This is a genomic window from Neoaquamicrobium sediminum (assembly GCF_013240295.1).
In the GTDB taxonomy this organism is placed as follows: Bacteria; Pseudomonadota; Alphaproteobacteria; order Rhizobiales; family Rhizobiaceae; genus Aerobium; species Aerobium sediminum.
In genome coordinates this window covers 2,182,545-2,201,657 of record NZ_JABETK010000002.1, presented here as the reverse complement: position 1 = coordinate 2,201,657, position 19,113 = coordinate 2,182,545, and the positions used below count along the sequence as shown (strand labels likewise).

Here is a 19,113-nt window from a genome sequence, read left to right as displayed (position 1 = left end):
CGAAGAAGCGCATGAAGCTCCCATGATGTCCGGCCACACGCATTGACCCAGCAACAAAGCAATCCGGAGGCGGCCACGCCGACCTCGGCCATTTTGCTTGTGTTGTCGGCCTGCTTTTCGTTCGCCTTTCTCGATGCAAGCGCGAAGTATCTCGTGCAGCAGGGCATGGCCGCTCCGTTCCTCGCCTGGATGCGCTTTGCAATCCACCTCGTGCTGGTGATGATACTGTTCCGGTCATGGTCGAACCCGGCCATGTTCCGCGCGCAGAGCCTGCCAAGGCAGATCGTGCGCGGCGTCTTCCTGTTCGGCTCGACGGTGTTCAATTTCCTCGCGCTGCAAACGCTGCAGCTCGCCGAGACGATCTCGATCTACTTTTTCGCGCCGATGGTGATCACCGCGCTTGCCGGCCCTCTGCTTGGCGAATGGGCTGGCTGGCGGCGCTGGCTCGCCGTGCTTGTCGGTCTCCTCGGCGTGCTGGTGATCACCCGGCCGGGCCTGGGCACCTTCGGCACCGGCCACGTTTTCGCGCTGATGTCGATGGCAAGCTACAGCTTCTACGTCATCATGACCCGGCACATGGGGGCGACGGAGACATCGGCGAGCCTGATCTTCTATTCCGCGCTTGCGCCAACGGTGCTTATGTTCCCGTTCGTGCCGCTCTATGGGTCCATGCCGCAGGAGCCGCTGCATTGGGTGCTGCTCTTCGGGCTTGGCGCCATCGGCGCCTTCGGACACTATTTGCTTATCCGGGCCTACAAGCAGGCGACCACCACGGCGCTTGCGCCTTACCCCTATTCGCAGATGATCTGGATGATCGCGCTCGGATACCTGGTGTTTTCGGACCTGCCCGATTGGTGGACGCTCGCCGGCGCCGGGATCATCGTGTCCAGCGGCCTCTATATCGTCCATCGCGAGCACCGGCTGCGGCTTGCAAGCCGGACCGCGCCGAACAGCGAAACCCAGGAGCTGGCAAAAAGCTTTGAAATGCCGGCCGCGGATGGCATAGGGTTCTTTAAACCGTTTAAAGACGTTTGGCCGCGCCTGTCGGGAGGAGGGGTTCCCTGGCTCAGAAGATCAAGCTTTCGACGATCGCGGAAGCGTTGAACGTGTCGACCGCCACCGTATCGCTGGCGCTGCGCGACAGTCCGCTGGTGGCCGATGCCACACGAGAGCGCATCAAGGAGCACGCGCGCACGATCGGCTATATCTACAATCGCCGGGCGGCCAGCCTGCGCACGTCGCGATCGGGCATCGTCGGTGTCGTCGTGCACGACATCATGAATCCTTTCTTCGCCGAGATCCTGCGATCGATCGAAAGCGAGCTCGACCGCAGTCGGCAGACCTTCCTGCTTTCGAACCACTATGACCAGCTCGAGAAGCAGCGGACCTTCATCGACACCCTGCTGCAATTGGGCGCCGACGGCGTCATCATGTCGCCGGCCATCGGAACGCCCGCGGCCGACATTCAGCTTGCCGAGGCCAACGGTTTGCCGGCGGTGCTGATCGCTCGGTCGGTCGAGGACGCCGATGTGCCCGTCTTCCGCGGCGACGACGCCTACGGCATCGGTCTTGCGACCAACCACCTGATCTCGCTGGGGCATCGCCGCATCGCGATGATCGGCGGCACCGACCAGACGTCGACCGGCCGCGACCGCTATCGCGGTTATGTCATGGCCATGGAAGCCGCCGGGCTTCCGGTCGAGACGCGCTGGCGCATTCCCGGCCCTCGTACCAAGCAGGCTGGTTTCGAGGCGTCGCAGCAATTTTTGGCGCTCAAGGACAAGCCCACGGCAGCAGTATGCTGGAATGACCTGGTGGCCATTGGCCTGATGAACGGCATTGCGCGCGCCGGGCTGGTGCCGGGCGTCGACGTCTCGGTTACCGGCTACGACGATCTGGAGGAAGCGGCCATCGCCACGCCGGCCCTAACCACCGTCTGGAACGGGCAGCGCGAAGTGGGCCGCCGGGCGGCGCGTACGTTGCTCGACCGGCTCAACGGTGTCGAGGTGCATGGCGGGCAGGAGCTCATCCGGCCGGAACTGCATGTCCGGCAGTCGACCGGCAAGCCGGTGGAGCGCTGACCCACTGAACATGCTCTCGCGTGGACGGCCCGGTAGGACTTGCCTGACCTCCGGCCACTGCCTACGCTGACAACCGATCCACAATCATGATGCAAGAGGGAGCCATAACCTTGGCAGCGACCGACGACGTAACAATCCTCATCCCCGGCAAGCTCCATCCGCATGCGGTCGGACGCATATCGGAGGCGTTCAACGTCGTCACGGCGGACCGTGCCGATCCGGCATTGCTGAGCGATGACGAACGGGCCAGGATCAGGGGCGCGGCCGTGATGACGCGCGTTGACGCAGCCTTCATCGATGCCCTGCCCAATCTCGAGATAGTCGCCAGCTTCGGCGTCGGCTATGACCATGTCGATGCCAAGCATGCGGGCTCCGCCGGCGTCATGGTGACCAACACGCCCGACGTGCTGACGGAGGAGGTTGCCGACACCGCGCTCGGCCTGCTTCTCAACACGGTGCGCGAATTGCCGAAGGCTGAGGCATGGCTTCGCGCCGGCAAGTGGGTGAAGGACGGGAACTATCCGCTGACGCGCGGTACGCTGCGCGGGCGCTCGGTCGGCATTTTCGGCCTTGGCCGGATCGGGCAGGCGATAGCTCGGCGGATCGAGGCGTTCGGTCTTCCGATTAGCTACCACAATCGCCGCCCTGTCGAGGGGTGGATTACACCTACTATCCGACGCTGGTCGACCTGGCGCGCAACGTCGATACGCTTGTTTCCATCGCACCGGGCGGCGCGTCGACCGAAAAGGCGATCAACGCTGAAGTTCTGGCTGCGCTCGGGAGCAATGGCGTTTTCGTGAATATCGGGCGTGGCTCTACCGTCGACGAGGATGCGCTGGCCAAGGCGCTCGCGGACGGAACCATCATGGCCGCCGGTCTCGACGTGTTCGCTGACGAACCGAACGTTCCGGAGGGTTTGCTCAAGGCCGAGAACGCTTCTCTGCTGCCGCACGTCGGCTCAGCGACCGTTCATACCAGGCAGGCGATGGCGGATCTCGTCGCCGACAATCTGTTCGCTTGGTTCGAGCGCGGCGAGGTGATGACGCCGGTCGCGGAAACCCGCGACGTTCCGTTGCCGACACGCTGATCTTAAAGCTTCGTTAACCATGAATGCCGATCCTTCTGTCCTTGCAGGGCAGAGGAAGTCCGATGAGCATGACGAAAACCGGCGCGATCCTGTTGATGGCGCTGGGCATCCTGGCGCCAGGGTCCAAGGCCGCGCCTGTCGCGCCGGACATGGACGCCATTACGGGCAGCATTTCCGCTAGGAGCGAGGTTCGCTTCCGCCTTCATGCGGGCGGCGTTGACGACACCTGCGTGCTTATCGCTGCCGAGGTCCCTGATTTGGAAGACAGGCGGCCGCTGCGCTTTGGTGCGCAATGCCCGGACCTTGGCGGCAACCTGAACGCTGCGCGCTGGTGGCAGGATCGTGAGGATGGGTCCATTGCATTCACGAAGGATGATGGCGGGGTGGTTGCCGAGTTTGCCGTAGCAGACGGCGCGGCCTTCGTTTCCTACGCACCGCGCCAGCCGATCATGACGCTGCTCGCGGTGGACTGAGCCCGCAACGCCGGCAGAATTCTATTCCGCTGCAAGCCGCCCCGAAGGATCGGCGGCATGAAGCCGGACTGCGTCGCCGAAAGCGCGGAAGATACGCGCGGAGTTGTCGTCGCTCCTGGCCCAGTATTCCGGATGCCACTGCACGCCGACCGCAAAGGAACGTGCTCCGACGACCGAGACCGCCTCGACCGTTCCGTCCTCGGCCACGGCCTCGACCTGAAGCCGTTCGCCCAGCCGCCCAACTGCCTGACGGTGAACTGAGTTCACCATGATCTCGCCGGCTCCAAACACACCTGCAAGGCAGGTGCCGGGCTTGATCGATACCGGCTGGCGGATGGCGAAGCGCTCATCCTGATTGTCGCTCGCGGGTGCGCGGTGATCGAGCATGCCGTCCTGATCCTGGATTTCCGTGGCCAGCGTGCCGCCGAGCGCGACGTTGAGCTCCTGGATGCCCCGGCAGATGGCGAGTAGCGGCACTCCGCGCTCGATCGCGAGCCGGATCAGCGGCAGCGTGGTTGCATCGCGTGCCTCGTCATACGGCCCGTTCGCTTCGCTGGCGTCACCGCCATAGAGAGACGGATGCACATTCGATTTCGAGCCCGTGACCATGACGCCATGCACCGACGACAGAAGCTCGTCCAGATCGAGCCGATCGCCAAAGGACGGAATCATCATCGGAAGAACGCCCGCCGCAGACAGCGCTGCCTCTAGATATTGCTGGGGAGCTGCATGCCAGGTGTAGTTTTCGAACTGGCGAACGTCGGTCGATACGGCAATTAGCGGTTGGCGCATTGTTGGTTCCGTTTGCCGGAAAGCCGGCTTCTCAAGCTGGAAACTGTCACATACATCTAGCTCCGTTCGTGCGTATTTCCAAGCGTCGCCGACGCCTCGAGCATACTGCCCGAAAACGTGCAGTGGGGCCCGCTGCACAACCGCAAGGCAATCGAACGCCGTTGTTTCGCGCTGCTGGACTTGGCAGTTTGCCCGTGTATTTATACGCGCCGGCTTCGGGGAGGGCGTACATCATGTGCGATCCGGTTCCGAGTTCCGTATCTTCAAAGATCCGTTCCATAGTGGGAGGTTACTTCATGGATCGTCGTTCCTTTATTACCAAGGCAGGCTTTGCTGGGGCCGGCGCTGTCGCCGCGTCCACGCTCGCCGCGCCGGCCATTGCGCAGGGCAACCAGACGTGGCGCATGGTTACTACCTGGCCGAAGAATTTTCCTGGCCTCGGCGTGGGTGCGCAGCGTCTGGCCGACCGCATCACCGCGGCCTCGGGCGGACGGCTGACCATCCAGGTCTTCGCGGCCGGCGAGATGGTGCCGCCGCTGCAGGCGCTCGATGCCGTTATCGAAGGCTCTGCCGAAATGAGCCATGGTGCTGCCTATTACTGGCAGAACAAGAGCACCGGCCTGTCCTTCTTCACCGGCGTTCCCTACGGCATGACCTCGCGCGAACTGACCGCGTGGGTGCGTCACCTGGGGGTCAGGAAGTCTGGGATGAAATCTATGACCAGTTCGGCGTCCAGGGCTTCCTGTCGGGCGACACCGGCACGCAGGCTGGTGGCTGGTTCCGCAACGAGCTGACCGGCGTATCCGACGTGCAGGGCCTGCGCTTCCGCACGCCGGGCCTCGGCGGCCAGGTGTGGGAGAAGCTTGGCGCGTCCGTGACCAACATGGCGGCCGGTGAGATCTTCCAGGCGCTGCAGTCCGGTACGCTCGACGCGGCCGAATTCGTCGGCCCGTACAACGACCTCGCTCTCGGCTTCTATCAGATCGCGAAGAACTACTACTTCCCGAGCTTCATCGAGCCGGGCCTGGCGACCGAACTGGTCGTCGACAAGGCCAAGTTCCAGGAACTGCCGGCCGACCTGCAGGAGATCGTCAAGGGTTCCTGCGCTGCCGAGTACGACAACGTCGCCGCCGACTTCGCCGCGAACGATCCGCGCGCACTCCAGACGCTCGTCAACGACCATGGCGTGCAGGTGCGCCAGTTCCCGGATGAGATCCTGGAAGCCGGCGCCAACGCGGCCAAGGAGATCATGCAGGGCCTGCTCGACTCCAGCGACGCACTGACCAAGAAGACCGCGGAAAGCTTCGTATCCGCGCTCAACATCGTGCGCCAGAAGACGGAAGGCACCGACTCGCTGTTCATCCAGGCTCGCGAGAAGTACTTCCAGATCTAAGGCCGCGGCCGAGCGAGATGGCCCTGCCATCTCGTTTCCTTTGGAACCGAGAACAGAAAAGCCCGGGAGCGATCCTGGGCTTTTTTGTGTGTCCATTCAGCGAAGATGGGTTGTCGGCAATCCGTGCCGCGCCGTGGTTGCCTAGCTGTAGATCCACTTCGGCAGCCATGTTGCGATGCCGGGCACCATGAACATGATGGCCAGCGCCACGATCTGGAGCAGCACGAACGGTATGACGCCGCGATAGATCATGCCCGTAGACACGTTGTTGGGAGCAACGCCACGCAGGTAGAACAGGGCGAAGCCGAACGGCGGGGTGAGGAACGATGTCTGCAGGTTCACGCCCACGATCACACCCAGCCAGATGGGGTCGACGCCCAGGTTGAGCAGGATCGGCGCGGTGATCGGGATCACGATGAAGATGATCTCGAACGTATCCAGAATGAAGCCGAGCAGGAACATGATCGCCATCACGACGATCACCGCGCCGGTGACGCCGCCGGGCAGGTTCGACAGGAACTCGTGCACGAGATTGTCGCCGCCCATGAGGCGGAAGACGATCGAAAACACCGACGCGCCGAAGAGGATGATGAACACCATCGACGTGATAGTGGCTGTCGAGACCGTCGCTTCGCGCACGATGCGGAACGACAGGCGCCACCGCAGGGCTGCCAGCACCATCGCACCGACCGCGCCGACGGATGCCGCCTCGGTGGGGGTTGCGATGCCGCCGAGAATGGAGCCCAGAACCGCGGCGATGAGCGCCAGCGGCGGCACGAGCGCAACGACGACTTCCTTTGCGAGATACTTCTTCTCCTCCGGCGGCACGGGAGTCGCCGGGCACGACTCTGGTGAGAAAATCGCCTTGAAGATCATCCATCCCAGATAGAGGCCAACGAGCAGCAGGCCTGGCAGAATCGCGCCTGCGAACAGGTCGCCCACCGATACCGGCGTGGGCGCGAAATTGCCCTTGGCCATCTGCACCTGAGCGTTGATGCCGGCGAGCATGTCGCCCATGAAGATGAGCACGGTGGATGGCGGGATGATCTGGCCCAGCGTACCGGAGGCGCAGATGACGCCGCAGGCGAGCTTGGGATCGTAGCCGGCGCGAAGCATGGCAGGCAGCGAGATAAGGCCCATGGTGACGACGGTTGCGCCGACGACGCCGGTTGACGCCGCAAGCAGCGCACCCACGATGATGACCGAAATGCCTAGGCCGCCGCGCATGTTGCCGAATAGCTTGCCCATGGTGAGCAAGAGCTGTTCCGCGATCTTCGAGCGCTCCAGCATCACGCCCATGAAGATGAACAGCGGAACGGCGACCAGCACCTCGTTGGTCATAAAGCCTAGGTAGCGATTGGCCAGCGCGCCGAAATTTGACGGGTCGAAGACGCCGAAAGACATGCCCACCAGGCCGAACATCAGCGACACGCCCGCCAGCGTGAAGGCGACCGGGAAACCGAGCATGAGGAAGCCGATGATGCCGAAGAACATCAGGCCGGAGAGGATCTCTCCAAGAAGGACGGGATCCATCAATGGGTCTCCTGCTGGTTTTCGTAGCGGTACTCTGCCGGCAGCAGGTGTTCGTTGCGCGTGAGCACAAGAATGGAGCGAAGCGCCATGGATAGACCCTGTATCCCGATGACGAAGGCGAAGACCAGGATGAAGCTCTTGAGAACGAAGAGGCCCGGCATTCCGCCTACATTTGCGGAGCCTTCATAAAGGCGCCAGGAGCGTGAGACGAAGTTCCAGCCATACGCATAGACGATCCACACGAAAGGCATGAGGAAGAAGACCACGCCGATGAGATCGATCAGCGCTTTGCGTTCGGGGGTGGCAGGTCGGTAGAAGATGTCCACGCGGACATGGTCGTTGCGCAGCAGCGCGAACCCGGCAACGGCCGTGAACATCGCGCCGTTGAGCCACACATATAGGTCCTGCATCCACAGATGCGTGGTGGCAAGCGCATAGCGCTGAACGACGACGGTGAAACAGACAAGCACGATCGCAAGGGACAGCCACGAAAAGACGTTGCCGACCACTCGGTTTATAGCGTTGATGATCTGGACGATGGCAGCAAGGACTTTCATGGGTTCCGACTCCGAACCTCGATCCCGTGGAAAATGTCGTGGTGGCGCAGCACGCAGCGTGCCATCGCAGGCTCCCTTATGGCACGTCCGGCGGCGATGCCGGAAATGCGTTCCCCTAGACGTTTTTTGCTCTTTTTGACAACCCTGCGAATCCCCTCAGGACGCGCGGGCCAGCCTTTTTGTCACGGCGCATTAGCAGGTTGGCGAAAGCTTGGAAAGCAAGGCGCGGGGCTTTTCTGTGAAGTTCAGGGCAATGAGGACCTACTTCGCCTGGCTCAGGCGATTTCGTTTGACGGGGGCGATTCAGGCGGAAACACTGGAGCCACGGCACGCCAGAGTCCGCGTGGCGACGCGGGCGGCTACCTATCAGGAGGACGTTGATGACGCTGCACGAAGTCGCGCTCGACGACAAATTCGACCTTTCAAAGAGCGCATCTTCATTTCCGGTGCCCAGGCGGTAATCCGCATGCTGATGATGCAGCGCGAACGCGACCGGCGCGCCGGTCTTTCGACGGCAGGCTTCATCTCGGGTTATCGCGGTTCTCCGCTAGGCGGGCTCGACCAGCAGCTCTGGCGGGCAAAGCGTCAACTTCAGGACGCGGACATCGTGTTCCAGCCGGGCCTGAACGAGGAACTGGCGGCGACTGCGTGCTGGGGCACGCAGCAGACCGAGCTTCTTGGCGAAGGCAAACATGACGGCGTGTTCGCCCTCTGGTACGGCAAGGGGCCGGGCGTCGACCGGACGGGCGATGTATTCCGGCATGCCAATCTCGCCGGCTCCTCGAAGCATGGTGGTGTGCTGGCGCTGATGGGCGACGACCATACGGCGGAATCGTCGACCAATGCCCATGCGACCGAATTCGCCTTCGTCGATGCCATGGTTCCGATCTTCAACCCTGCAGGTGTGCAGGAACTGATCGATTACGGCCTCTATGGCTATGCGCTGTCGCGGTTCGCCGGCACCTGGTCGGCGATCAAGTGTGTCAAGGACAACATCGAATCGACTGCTTCCGTAGACGTATCGCTCGACCGGCTGAACATCATCCTGCCGGAGATCGACATGCCAGCGGGTGGGCTCAATATTCGCCACGAGCTCGACCAGTTTGCGCAGGAGAGCCGCCTGCACGACTATAAGCGCGCGGCGGCAAGCGCTTTCATTCACGCCAACGGGCTCAACCGTATCGTCTATTCGGGCGGCAAGAGCCCGAAGATCGGCATCCTCACCATCGGCAAGAGCTATCTGGACGTCAGGCAGGCGCTCGATGACATTGGCATCGGCGAAGCCGAGGCGAACCGCCTTGGCGTGCGCCTATTCAAGGTGGCCTGTCCCTGGCCGCTGGATTACGCGCATATCGCGGAATTCGCCCGCGGCCTTGAAACGATCGTCGTCGTTGAGGAGAAGCGCTCGCTTCTGGAGACGCAGGTTCGCGAGAATCTCTACGATACGTCTAACCGCCCGACCGTCGTCGGCAAGAAGGACGAACGCGGTGCAACCCTGTTCCAGGCGGCTGGCGCGCTCGACCCGAACGACATTGCCATTGCGCTCGGCGAACGCATTCTCAAGACGATCGGCCATTCCGAGGAGATCGCCGCCAAGGTCAGCCGGTTGCGGCAGTTCCAGGCGATGCTGGCCGAAACGAAGGATGTGGCCAGCCGCACGCCCTATTTCTGCTCCGGTTGCCCGCACAATTCGTCGACGAAAGTGCCGGAAGGCTCGATGGCCGCAGCCGGCATCGGCTGCCATTTCATGGCGCTCTGGATGGACCGCTCTACCGTAGGCTTCACGGCCATGGGCGGCGAGGGCGCGCAATGGGTGGGGCAGGCGCCGTTCTCGAAGCGCGGGCACATGTTCCAGAACCTGGGCGACGGCACCTACAACCATTCCGGCTCGCTGGCGCTGCGCTTCGCGGTCGCCAGCAACGCCAATGTCACCTACAAGATACTCTACAACGATGCGGTCGCGATGACAGGCGGCCAACCGCATGAGGGCAATCTCTCGGTGGACATGGTCGCCAATCAGGTGCGCGCCGAAGGCGTCGAGCGCATCGCCATCGTCACCGACGAGCCGGAAAAATATGCCGGCCGCGCGCAGTTTCCGGCCGGGGCAACCATTCATCATCGCGACGACCTGGACGCCGTGCAGCGCGAGCTGCGTGATGTGAAGGGCGTTTCGGTGCTGCTTTACGACCAGACCTGCGCTGCGGAAAAGCGGCGCCGGCGCAAGCGGGGAACGTTTCCGGACCCGGACAAGCGCGTCATCATCAACGAGCTTGTCTGTGAAGGTTGCGGCGACTGCGGTGTCGCTTCCAACTGCGTTTCAGTGCAGCCGGTGGAAACGGAGTTCGGCCGCAAGCGGCGGATCGATCAGTCGTCGTGCAACAAGGATTTTTCCTGCGTCAACGGGTTCTGCCCCTCTTTCGTGACCGTGCATGGCGCGAAGATCCGTAGGGCGGAAGGCGTTGCTGGAAGGGCAAACCCGCTAGACGGTGTCCCCGAGCCGGCACTGTTCATGCTCGGGAAACAGGGGTGGTCTTCGATCATCGACGGTATCGGCGGTACCGGCGTCGTGACCGTAGGGGCGGTGCTCGGCATGGCCGCGCACCTGGAGGGCAAGGGCTGCGGCATGATCGACATGGCGGGACTGGCGCAGAAGGGCGGTGCCGTCTTTTCGCATGTGCGCATCGCCAATGCGCCGGAAGACATCCAGGCCATTCGCGTTTCTGCCGGCAAGGCCGATCTCGTGCTGGGCTGCGATCTGGTCGTTTCCGGCTCCAAAAAGGTTCTGGCGTCCGTGCGCGAAGGCGAGACGATCTTCGTAGCCAACACGGCCGAAGTGATGCCGGGCGACTTTGCCCGATCCGCCGACTTTTCCCTGCCGACCGAACGCGTCAAGAAGGCGATCCGTACCGCTGCCGGTGAAGACAAGGCGCATTTCTTCGACGCTACCAACACCGCGTCCGTGCTTTTCGGCAATTCGCTCGGCGCCAACATGTTTATGCTCGGCTTTGCATATCAGCATGGTGGGCTGCCGCTTTCGGCGGAGGCGGTCGAGAAGGCGATTGAACTCAACGGCCAGGCGGTGGCAATGAATATCGATGCGTTCCGGTGGGGACGCCGCGCCGCGCACGATCCGGAGTTCGTCAGGGGCCTGGTCGCGTCGTCCCGGAACGCAGCGACCGGGCGGCAGTTGTCCGAGACACTGGACGAGATCGTCGAACGCCGCGTCGCATTCCTCACCGAGTATCAGAACGCCGCCTACGCAGCGCGTTATCTCGGCGCGGTGAAGGCCATGCGCGAGGCGGAGGAGCGTGCGGTGCCGGGCTCGACCGCCGTCAGCGAGGCCGTTGCGCGCAACCTGTTCAAGTTGATGGCGATCAAGGACGAATACGAAGTCGCGCGGCTTTACACCGATGGCGCGTTCCAGAGGCAGCTTGCGGGCCAGTTCCAGACCTGGGACCGGCTCGAATTCCATCTCGCACCGCCCATCCTCGGACGAAAGGATGCTGATGGGAGGCCGAAGAAGTCGAGCTTCGGACCTTGGATGATGAAAGGCTTTTCCGTTCTCGCCCGCCTGAAGGGCCTGCGCGGCACCGCTCTTGATGTCTTCGGATACACTGGCGAGCGCCGGATGGAACGCCGTCTGCTGAACGAATATGAAGGCGATCTGGAAACGATCAGACAGGCAATGGCGCCGGGCCGGATCGATGCGGCTGCGGCGCTTGCATCGGTGCCGGCCATCATCCGCGGTTACGGTCATGTGAAGCAGGCAAATGCCGACAAGGCTGCCAGTGAACGACAGCGGTTGATCGCTAGACTGAAGACACCCACGTCGGCGGAGGCGCTGAAGGCGGCAGAGTAGTACGATCGCGGCGGCATTTGGCGAAATGCTTGAAGCAGCAGGCCCCGGGTAAGCGCTTTGCCGTATAAGTCTTTCTTAATGCGCGCGTGTCATGAAGAAACACTGCATGACACACGAGATAAACCGAGTGAAGCCCGACCAGGTACCCGGAGACGTGTACGTTCAGTTCGTGCGCTCGTTGTACGACAACGTGCACATGCTTTTGATCGGTGCGTTCTGTCATGCCGTCGTTTCGGGCATGTCCTACCTCAAGACGGGTCACGGCATCTTTTTGTGGATGGCGCTTCTGCTGGCGTCGGTCGGTGTCTGGCGCTATTTCAGCATGCGCCGCGTGGTCAAGGATGCTGTCATCCGCGACTACCAAAGCGCCAAACGCTGTGAGCGCGAATACATCATCCAGGGCAGCATCCAGGGACTTACGCTCGGCAGCTTCTGCTTCATCGCGATTTATCTCTATCCGGATCCCTATGCCGAACTGTCGGCCACGGCCGTCACGATGGGGTCGATGGTCACGGTGGCGGGCCGCAATTACGGCTCGCCGCGGATGGTGGCGATCTTCTCGCTGACCTTCGTGCTTCCGATCGCCGTCGGGCTGCTGATGCGCGCGGATCCGTTCAATGCCGTGCTCGGCCTGCTCATCATTCCGTTCTTTTTCATCATTTCCGGTACCGCGAAGGGCGTGCGGGAAGTGTTGTTCTCCGCCGTCATCGGCCACAGGCGCGCGGACCAAATCGCCCAGCGCTTCGACCGGGCGCTCAACACGATGTCGTCTGGACTGATCATGCTCAGCCCCGAAGGCAAGGTCGTGGTGGCCAATGCGGAAGCCGCCAGCCTGATGGGCGTGCGTAAGCCCGAGAGGCTCCTGGGGCGAACGTTGCGCGGCCTGCTCATGCGCGGCGTGGCGGCGGGCGTGCTGAGCCTCAAAGATTCGCGCTATGCAGAAACGCAGCTCACGCGCGCCTTGCGTGAGGGCAAGGATCGCAAGGTGCTTCTGCGACTGACCGACAGCCGCTACTTCGAATTTTCCGCTCGGGAAGGGTATGACGAACTCGGCGTCATCACTTTCGACGAAGTGACCGCCCGGATCGAGGCCGAAGAGCGCATCCGTTTTATGGCGCGATACGACAGCCTCACCGGACTGCCGAACCGCGCCTATTTCCACGAAGTCGTCTCCGAAGCGGTCGCTGCAGGAAGCCAGGATCGGAAGGTCGCGCTCGCGGTGTTCGATCTAGACGACTTCAAGAGCGTCAACGATACGCTGGGCCATCCGGTCGGCGACGGGCTCATCTATGCGGTTGCCGAGCGCCTGAACCGCTTCGCCGGCGACGATGTCCGGGTCAGCCGCTTCGGTGGCGACGAATTCATGATCTTCTTCAACGACGTTCAGGAGCCAGAGGCGTTCCCGGCACTGCTCGACGAGATATTTTCCAGCCTGAACGGCGATGTGGATGTCGCCGGTCATGCATTACGGATCCAGACAAGTGCCGGCGCGGTTCTGGCCGCGGCCAGGGACGCCGATGTGGATGCAATGATCGTGAAGGCGGATCTGGCGCTCTACAAGGCCAAGGAAAACGGCAAGAACGGATGGCGGCTGTTCGAGGCAGCCATGGATCAGGCGTTCCGCAACCGGCAGGTGATGAAGGCCGATCTGCGCCATGCCGTGGAAACCAGAGGGCTGCGGGTCGTCTATCAGCCAATCGTTTCGATGGAAACGATGCGGATCGCGAGCTGCGAAGCCTTGTGCCGGTGGGACCACCCCGAGATCGGCCCGATCTCGCCCGCGGTTTTCATCCCGCTGGCGGAGGAGATAGGCATCGTCTCCGATATCAGCACCTTCATGCTCGAAGCGGCCACCCTGGAGTGTTCCAGGTGGCCCGAGCCTATCAGCGTGTCGGTCAACCTGTCCGCCAAGGATTTCCGCAACAGCAGTGTGATCGACAAGGTGCGCGAGGCGCTCGAGAAGTCGGGGCTGGCGCCTCATCGTCTGGAGATCGAGGTCACCGAAACCGCGCTGCTGGACGACAAGTCGCAGACCGGCACCTATATCGAACAACTGAAGGCGCTGGGCGTGCGTATCGCGCTAGACGATTTCGGTACAGGCTACTCAAGTCTCAGCTATCTGCACACGTTGCCGCTCGACAAGGTCAAGATCGACCGCTCCTTCCTTATCGACGTGACCCGCAACCAGCGCTCGCTCGAACTGCTCAAGGGCGTGGTCAACCTGTCACGTCCGCTGGGTCTTGCCGTCACGATCGAAGGGGTCGAGACCTTCGATCAACTGAAGGTGCTGGCTTTGGAAGTGAAGCCCGATCTCGTCCAGGGTTTCCTCTTCGGTTCGGCCTTGACGGCGTCGGGCATCGAAACGATGTCAACAACCACCTGGCCGTTCGCCAGCCAAATCAACGCCGTATCCGCCTCCGGGCGCTAAGCGAACCTTCCTCATTCAATCAACGCGGTAGTGAAGTTAACCCTTTCTTAAGGTTAACTTTCGGTAAACGGGGAGGTTCGGATTTTCGCCTTTACTCACCTCTAGGTTAATGTACCGTTAATTTGGTCGAGTAACGTGACCATTTGCGGGGATATGATGGTGTCACGAGTAGTACCGCTTTCGAATGCGGCGGAGGGTGCGGCCTCTGTTGCGTCGGCGGAAGAATCCAGCTTTTCAAGAAGCGTATCCGCACTGCTTGAGCACATCGAATACCGGCGCTGTGAAAGCGGCGAAGACATCGAGGCGATCTATCGCCTGCGTTACGATGCCTATCTCGCAAGCGGGATGATAACGGGCTCATCGACGCGCATCGTCGAGGACGAGTTCGACGATCTGGCCAACTCCTATCGCTTCGGCATCTTCATCGACGGTGAACTGGCGAGCACGATCCGTGTCCACCACGTCCACCCGCAGATGCCGGTTTCTCCGAGCGTGCAGGTCTTCGGCGATGAACTTAGACCGCGACTGGCCGCGGGCGAGACGTTCATCGATCCAAGCCGCTTTGCCGCGGACAGCGAATTTTCCCGCGCGTTCAAGGCACTGCCCTACGTGACCCTGCGCTTGGCTGTGGCGGCCTGCTCGTACTTCGATGTCGACTATTGCCTGACTGCAATCAAGGAAGAGCATACGGGTTTCTATCGCCGCATATTCGGCTCCGAGCAAACGATGCCTTCGCGGACGTATCCGGGTCTCGTCTGCCCCGTTTACCTGTTCCAGTCGAAATGCTCGGAGAACATGGCGAAGACCATCGAGCGCTTTCCGTTCTTCAAGTCGACCCCTTTCGAACAGAGAATGCTGTTTGCCCGGCCGCCTAAGGGCGAACTCGCCCCGCTGACCATCCTGCCGACGGCGAAATACATGAAGCGCGCCGCCTGACCGGTTCCGGTCCGTTTTTCTTGTCTTTCGGGGAAGGGGCGTTCATAAGCCGTCGCAGATACGGGCGATAGGCGAACTGCCCGCATTCGAGGACATATGAACGCAAGGGAAGACATCGTTCGCGCGGCGATATGGTCCGGCGAACTGACGGAAGACGAGATAGAGCGCGTCCGGCGCGGGGTAGTCGAACGGCAGTTCGCAAAGGGCAGCTATGTCTGCCATCGCGGCGACCGGCTCGATCACTGGACCGGGGTCGTCAGCGGGCTGGTGAAGATCAGCGCCATCTCCCGGGACGGAAAGGCCATGACCTTTGCCGGCGCGACGGACGGAAGCTGGTTTGGCGAGGGGTCGGTTCTCAAGGACGAACCACGCAAATACGATGTCGTGGCAATCCGCGACACGCGCATGCTGATGGTGCAGCGCGCCACCTTCATGTGGCTTTACGAGAACAGCAAGGGCTTCAACCGCTATCTGGTCCGCGCGCTCAACGAGCGCATGGGACAGTTTCTCGCGACGATCGAATACGACCGCATTCTCGGCCCCAAGGCGCGCGTGGCGCGCAACCTGTCGTGGTTCTTCAACCGTGTGCTTTACCCCAAGGCAGGACCTGCCGTGGAGATCAGCCAGGAGGAACTCGGCCTGCTGGTTGGAGTCTCACGCCAGGTGGTCAACCGCTGCCTGCAGGAGCTTCAGGACGAGGGGCTTCTGAAAGTCGAGCACGGGCGGATCACGCCGCTCAACATCCAGGCGCTGACGGCCTACGACGCCTAGAGCAGCGCGCAACGGTGCTTCAACACGAGTTTCGACAATTTAGGGAGGCAGGCTCACACGAGCGCCCAGTTGAAAAGACAATGGGAGGGTCTGTCTGTCAAGGGCATTGTTGCCTGCCGGGCCGATTCGTGAAAACTTCCGACGAAGAAGAGGATTTCCGACAGGCGGGAGGTGCCTGTCGGGCATAAGGGGCGGTCGAACGCTTCCGACGGGAGGAATTGGGTTTTGGCGCAAGCTGCGACCTCGCTTGATACGTTTCCGAAGTATCTGCTGCTCAATGCGGACCGTTTCCGCGATCGCCCTGCCATGCGCCACAAGGATCACGGTATATGGCAGAGCTGGACGTGGGCACAGCAGCTCGACGAGGTGCGGGCATTTGCCGTCGGCCTCGAGGCGATCGGCTTCGCCCGCGGCGACAGGGTCGCGGTCGTGGGGGCGAACCGCCCCCGGCTCTACTGGACCTTTGTCGCGGTTCAATCTCTGGGCGGGGTGCCGGTGCCGGTCTATGCCGACGCGGTGGCCGAGGAGATGGCCTACGTTCTCGACCATGCCGGCGTGCGCTTCGCGGTCGTCCAGGACCAGGAGCAGGTCGACAAGATCCAGTCCTTCAAGGACAAGATTCCCGCGCTGTCCGAGGTGATTTACGACGAGCCTCGCGGCCTGCTCGATTACCCGCCCGAGGGGTTGCACAGCTTCGCCGCGGTGCAGGCGAAAGGCCGTGCGGTATTGGCGGCCGAGCCCGAGCGCGCACGACGCTGGGAAGAGGGCATCCGCAAGGGCAGCGGCGACGATGTTTCCGTCATGCTTTATACGTCTGGCACAACCGGGCGCTCCAAGGGGGTGATGATCAAGGCGGCGGGCGCCGTGCAAGCCGCATCCGACACAGTCGCCTTCGACCGGATCACCGAGCACGACAGTGTGCTGGCCTACCTGCCGCTGGCATGGGTGGGCGACCACTATCTGAATTACGCGCAAGGTTACGTGGCCGGCTTCTGCATGAACTGCCCGGAAAGCCCGCAGACCGTTCCGCAGGACTTGCGGGAGATCGCGCCGTCGTTCTATTTCGCGCCGCCGCGCGTCTTCGAAGGTCTCTTGACCAGCGTGACGATCCGCATGGAGGATGCAGGGCGGTTCAAGAAGTGGATGTTCCGGCACTTCATCGAGGTTGCCCGCAACCACGGCGAGGCTATCCTGGAAAAGCGCCCGGTGCCGCTTTCCGGCCGGTTGGCCTACGCACTCGGCAACGTGCTGCTCTACGCGCCGCTGCGCAACGTGCTCGGCATGTCCAACATCAGGGTTGCCTATACGGCTGGCGAAGCAATCGGCGGCGACCTGTTTTCGTTCTTCCGCTCCCTCGGCATCAACCTCAAGCAGCTCTACGGCCAGACCGAGGCCTTCCTCTACGTGACGGCCCAGCAGGACGGTCAGGTACGAGCCGACACGGTGGGGCCTGCCACGCCAAACGTCGACATCCGCATTTCGGAAAGCGGCGAAGTGCTGTTCCGCTCGCCCGGTCAGTTCTCCGGCTATTACAAGGAGGATGAGAAGACCGCGGAGGTACTGACACCGGACGGCTTCATCAAGACCGGTGATGCCGGCTTCTTCGACAAGGACGGTCAGCTCAAGATCATCGACCGCGCCAAGGACGTAGGCCGGCTGAACGACGGTTCGCTGTTCGCACCGAAATATATCGAGAACATGCTGAAGTTCTTCCCGAACATCAAGGAAGCGGTAGCGTTCGGCAACGACCGCGATTTTGCGACCGCTTTCATCAACATCGATCTTCAGGCCGTCGGCGACTGGGCGGAGCGCAACAACATCGCCTACGCGTCCTATCAGGAACTCGCGGGGCACCCACAGGTCTACGAGATGATCGCGCGCAACGTCGACGAGACCAACCGGCGCCTTTCCAAAGAGCCGATGATGGCCGGTGCGCAGATAAAGCGCTTCCTCATCCTGCACAAGGAACTCGACGCCGACGATGGCGAACTGACCCGTACGCAGAAGGTGAGGCGGGCCTTCGTCGACGAACGCTACCGCGAACTTATCGCCGCCTTCTACGACGGCTCGACCGAGAAGTATGTGGAGACGGAAGTCACCTATGAGGATGGCCGCAAGGGCAAGATCAGGGCGACCGTGAGGATTGCCGATGCCAGGGTGCATGGGTCGCCGTCGCCGCGGGCCGTGAGGGAGGCCGCGGAATGAACGCCCACGCAGCCGGAAGCCAGTTCACTGCCGCCGACGATGACGGCGTCGCCAAGGGCGACACCCTGCTGGAGGTCAAGAACGTCTCGTTGTCCTTCGGCGGCGTGAAGGCGATCACCAACATCTCCTTCGACGTGAAGAAGGGCGAGATCCGGGCGATCATCGGACCCAACGGTGCCGGCAAGACGTCGATGCTGAACGTCATCAACGGCTTCTACACGCCGCAGGAAGGCACCATCACCTTCCGCGGCCAACAGCGCCGGGCGATGAAACCGCACCATGCGGTGCGTCAGGGCATTGCACGCACCTTTCAGAACGTCGCGCTGTTCAAGGGCATGACGACGCTGGACAACATCATGGCCGGCCGCTCCGTCCACATGAAGAGCAACATCGGCTGGCAGATGCTGTGGCACGGTCCGGCGCTGGCCGAGGAGATCGAGCATCGTGAGAAGGTCGAGGAGATCATCGACTTCCTTGAGATCGAGCACATCCGTCGCACCCCCGTCGGCAAGCTGCCATACGGATTGCAGAAGCGCGTGGAACTTGGCCGCGCGCTGGCCATGGAGCCCTCCCTGCTGTTGCTCGACGAGCCGATGGCGGGCATGAACCTCGAGGAAAAAGAGGACATGAGCCGGTTCATCATCGACGTGAACCAGCAGCGCGGCACGACGATCGCCCTGATCGAGCATGACATGGGCGTGGTCATGGACCTTTCCGACCGTGTGGTCGTTCTGGACTACGGCAAGAAGATTGCCGACGGAGCGCCAGACGAGGTGAAGAACGACCAGTCGGTCATCGATGCCTATCTCGGCGTAGCCCATTGATGGAAAGGAAACCCGATGGAAAACCTGCCGTTTACGCCGCTGATCTCACTGATCGCGGGCGTCGTCATCCTGATCGTGCCGCGACTGCTCAATTACATCGTCGCGATCTACCTCATCATCATCGGCCTAGTGGGCCTGTTTCCGCAGCTGACGCCGTGACGGGCGGCGCATAGG

The 19,113-nt window shown here is 62.1% G+C and carries 12 protein-coding genes and 3 pseudogenes; 12 read left to right on the top strand and 3 right to left on the bottom strand.

Annotated elements, in window-relative coordinates; genetic code table 11:
* Window positions 1-42: 42 nt before the first annotated feature.
* The 4 genes and pseudogenes from HK436_RS22585 (at window position 43) to HK436_RS22570 (ending at window position 3,641) form a co-directional block, all read left to right on the top strand.
* Window positions 43-1,104: a DMT family transporter gene (locus HK436_RS22585; protein WP_194248564.1), complete on the top strand. Its 1,062-nt coding sequence runs from the start codon at window positions 43-45 to the stop codon at window positions 1,102-1,104.
* Window positions 1,062-2,081, top strand: a complete 1,020-nt coding sequence (locus HK436_RS22580; protein WP_173193750.1) for a LacI family DNA-binding transcriptional regulator — start codon at window positions 1,062-1,064, stop codon at window positions 2,079-2,081. Before HK436_RS22585 ends, HK436_RS22580 begins: the two co-directional genes overlap by 43 nt.
* Window positions 2,082-2,170: 89 nt before the next feature.
* Window positions 2,171-3,168, top strand: a pseudogene (locus tag HK436_RS22575) (2-hydroxyacid dehydrogenase).
* Window positions 3,169-3,230: 62 nt separating this feature from the next.
* Window positions 3,231-3,641 carry a hypothetical protein gene (locus HK436_RS22570; RefSeq protein ID WP_173193364.1) on the top strand — a complete coding sequence of 137 codons (411 nt, stop codon included), beginning with the start codon at window positions 3,231-3,233 and terminating at the stop codon, window positions 3,639-3,641.
* Between the two features lie 21 nt (window positions 3,642-3,662).
* On the opposite strand, the gene HK436_RS22565 is transcribed toward HK436_RS22570, so the two are convergent.
* Window positions 3,663-4,433: a gamma-glutamyl-gamma-aminobutyrate hydrolase family protein gene (locus tag HK436_RS22565; RefSeq protein ID WP_173193362.1), complete on the bottom strand. Its 771-nt coding sequence runs from the start codon at window positions 4,431-4,433 to the stop codon at window positions 3,663-3,665.
* A gap of 233 nt (window positions 4,434-4,666) precedes the next feature.
* Here HK436_RS22565 and HK436_RS33705 point away from each other — a divergent pair.
* Window positions 4,667-5,826 (top strand): annotated as a pseudogene (locus tag HK436_RS33705) (TRAP transporter substrate-binding protein).
* A gap of 141 nt (window positions 5,827-5,967) precedes the next feature.
* Here HK436_RS33705 and HK436_RS22555 read toward each other — a convergent pair.
* Complete coding sequence (locus HK436_RS22555) at window positions 5,968-7,359, bottom strand: TRAP transporter large permease (protein WP_173193360.1); 1,392 nt, start codon at window positions 7,357-7,359, stop codon at window positions 5,968-5,970.
* Complete coding sequence (locus HK436_RS22550; RefSeq protein ID WP_173193358.1) at window positions 7,359-7,916, bottom strand: TRAP transporter small permease subunit; 558 nt, start codon at window positions 7,914-7,916, stop codon at window positions 7,359-7,361. Before HK436_RS22550 ends, HK436_RS22555 begins: the two co-directional genes overlap by 1 nt.
* A 380-nt stretch (window positions 7,917-8,296) precedes the next feature.
* Here HK436_RS22550 and HK436_RS22545 point away from each other — a divergent pair.
* The 7 genes and pseudogenes from HK436_RS22545 (at window position 8,297) to HK436_RS22515 (ending at window position 19,098) form a co-directional block, all read left to right on the top strand.
* A pseudogene (locus HK436_RS22545) lies at window positions 8,297-11,775 on the top strand (indolepyruvate ferredoxin oxidoreductase family protein).
* Between the two features lie 106 nt (window positions 11,776-11,881).
* Window positions 11,882-14,203 (top strand): putative bifunctional diguanylate cyclase/phosphodiesterase, encoded by a 2,322-nt coding sequence (locus HK436_RS22540; protein ID WP_194248563.1) that lies wholly within the window; start codon window positions 11,882-11,884, stop codon window positions 14,201-14,203.
* 135 nt (window positions 14,204-14,338) lie between these two features.
* Entirely contained in the window at window positions 14,339-15,139 is an 801-nt protein-coding gene (locus HK436_RS22535; RefSeq protein WP_312860671.1) for an N-acyl amino acid synthase FeeM domain-containing protein, read from the top strand.
* Window positions 15,140-15,235: 96 nt separating this feature from the next.
* Window positions 15,236-15,910: a Crp/Fnr family transcriptional regulator gene (locus HK436_RS22530; protein WP_173193356.1), complete on the top strand. Its 675-nt coding sequence runs from the start codon at window positions 15,236-15,238 to the stop codon at window positions 15,908-15,910.
* 306 nt (window positions 15,911-16,216) lie between these two features.
* Entirely contained in the window at window positions 16,217-18,115 is a 1,899-nt protein-coding gene (locus HK436_RS22525; RefSeq protein ID WP_376769200.1) for an AMP-binding protein, read from the top strand.
* On the top strand, window positions 18,112-18,939 hold the full coding sequence (locus HK436_RS22520) for an ABC transporter ATP-binding protein (RefSeq protein WP_173193352.1): 828 nt from the start codon (window positions 18,112-18,114) through the stop codon (window positions 18,937-18,939). The genes HK436_RS22525 and HK436_RS22520 overlap by 4 nt, the downstream gene beginning before the upstream one ends.
* Before the next feature lie 15 nt (window positions 18,940-18,954).
* Window positions 18,955-19,098: a DUF3096 domain-containing protein gene (locus HK436_RS22515; protein ID WP_173193350.1), complete on the top strand. Its 144-nt coding sequence runs from the start codon at window positions 18,955-18,957 to the stop codon at window positions 19,096-19,098.
* Window positions 19,099-19,113: the final 15 nt, after the last annotated feature.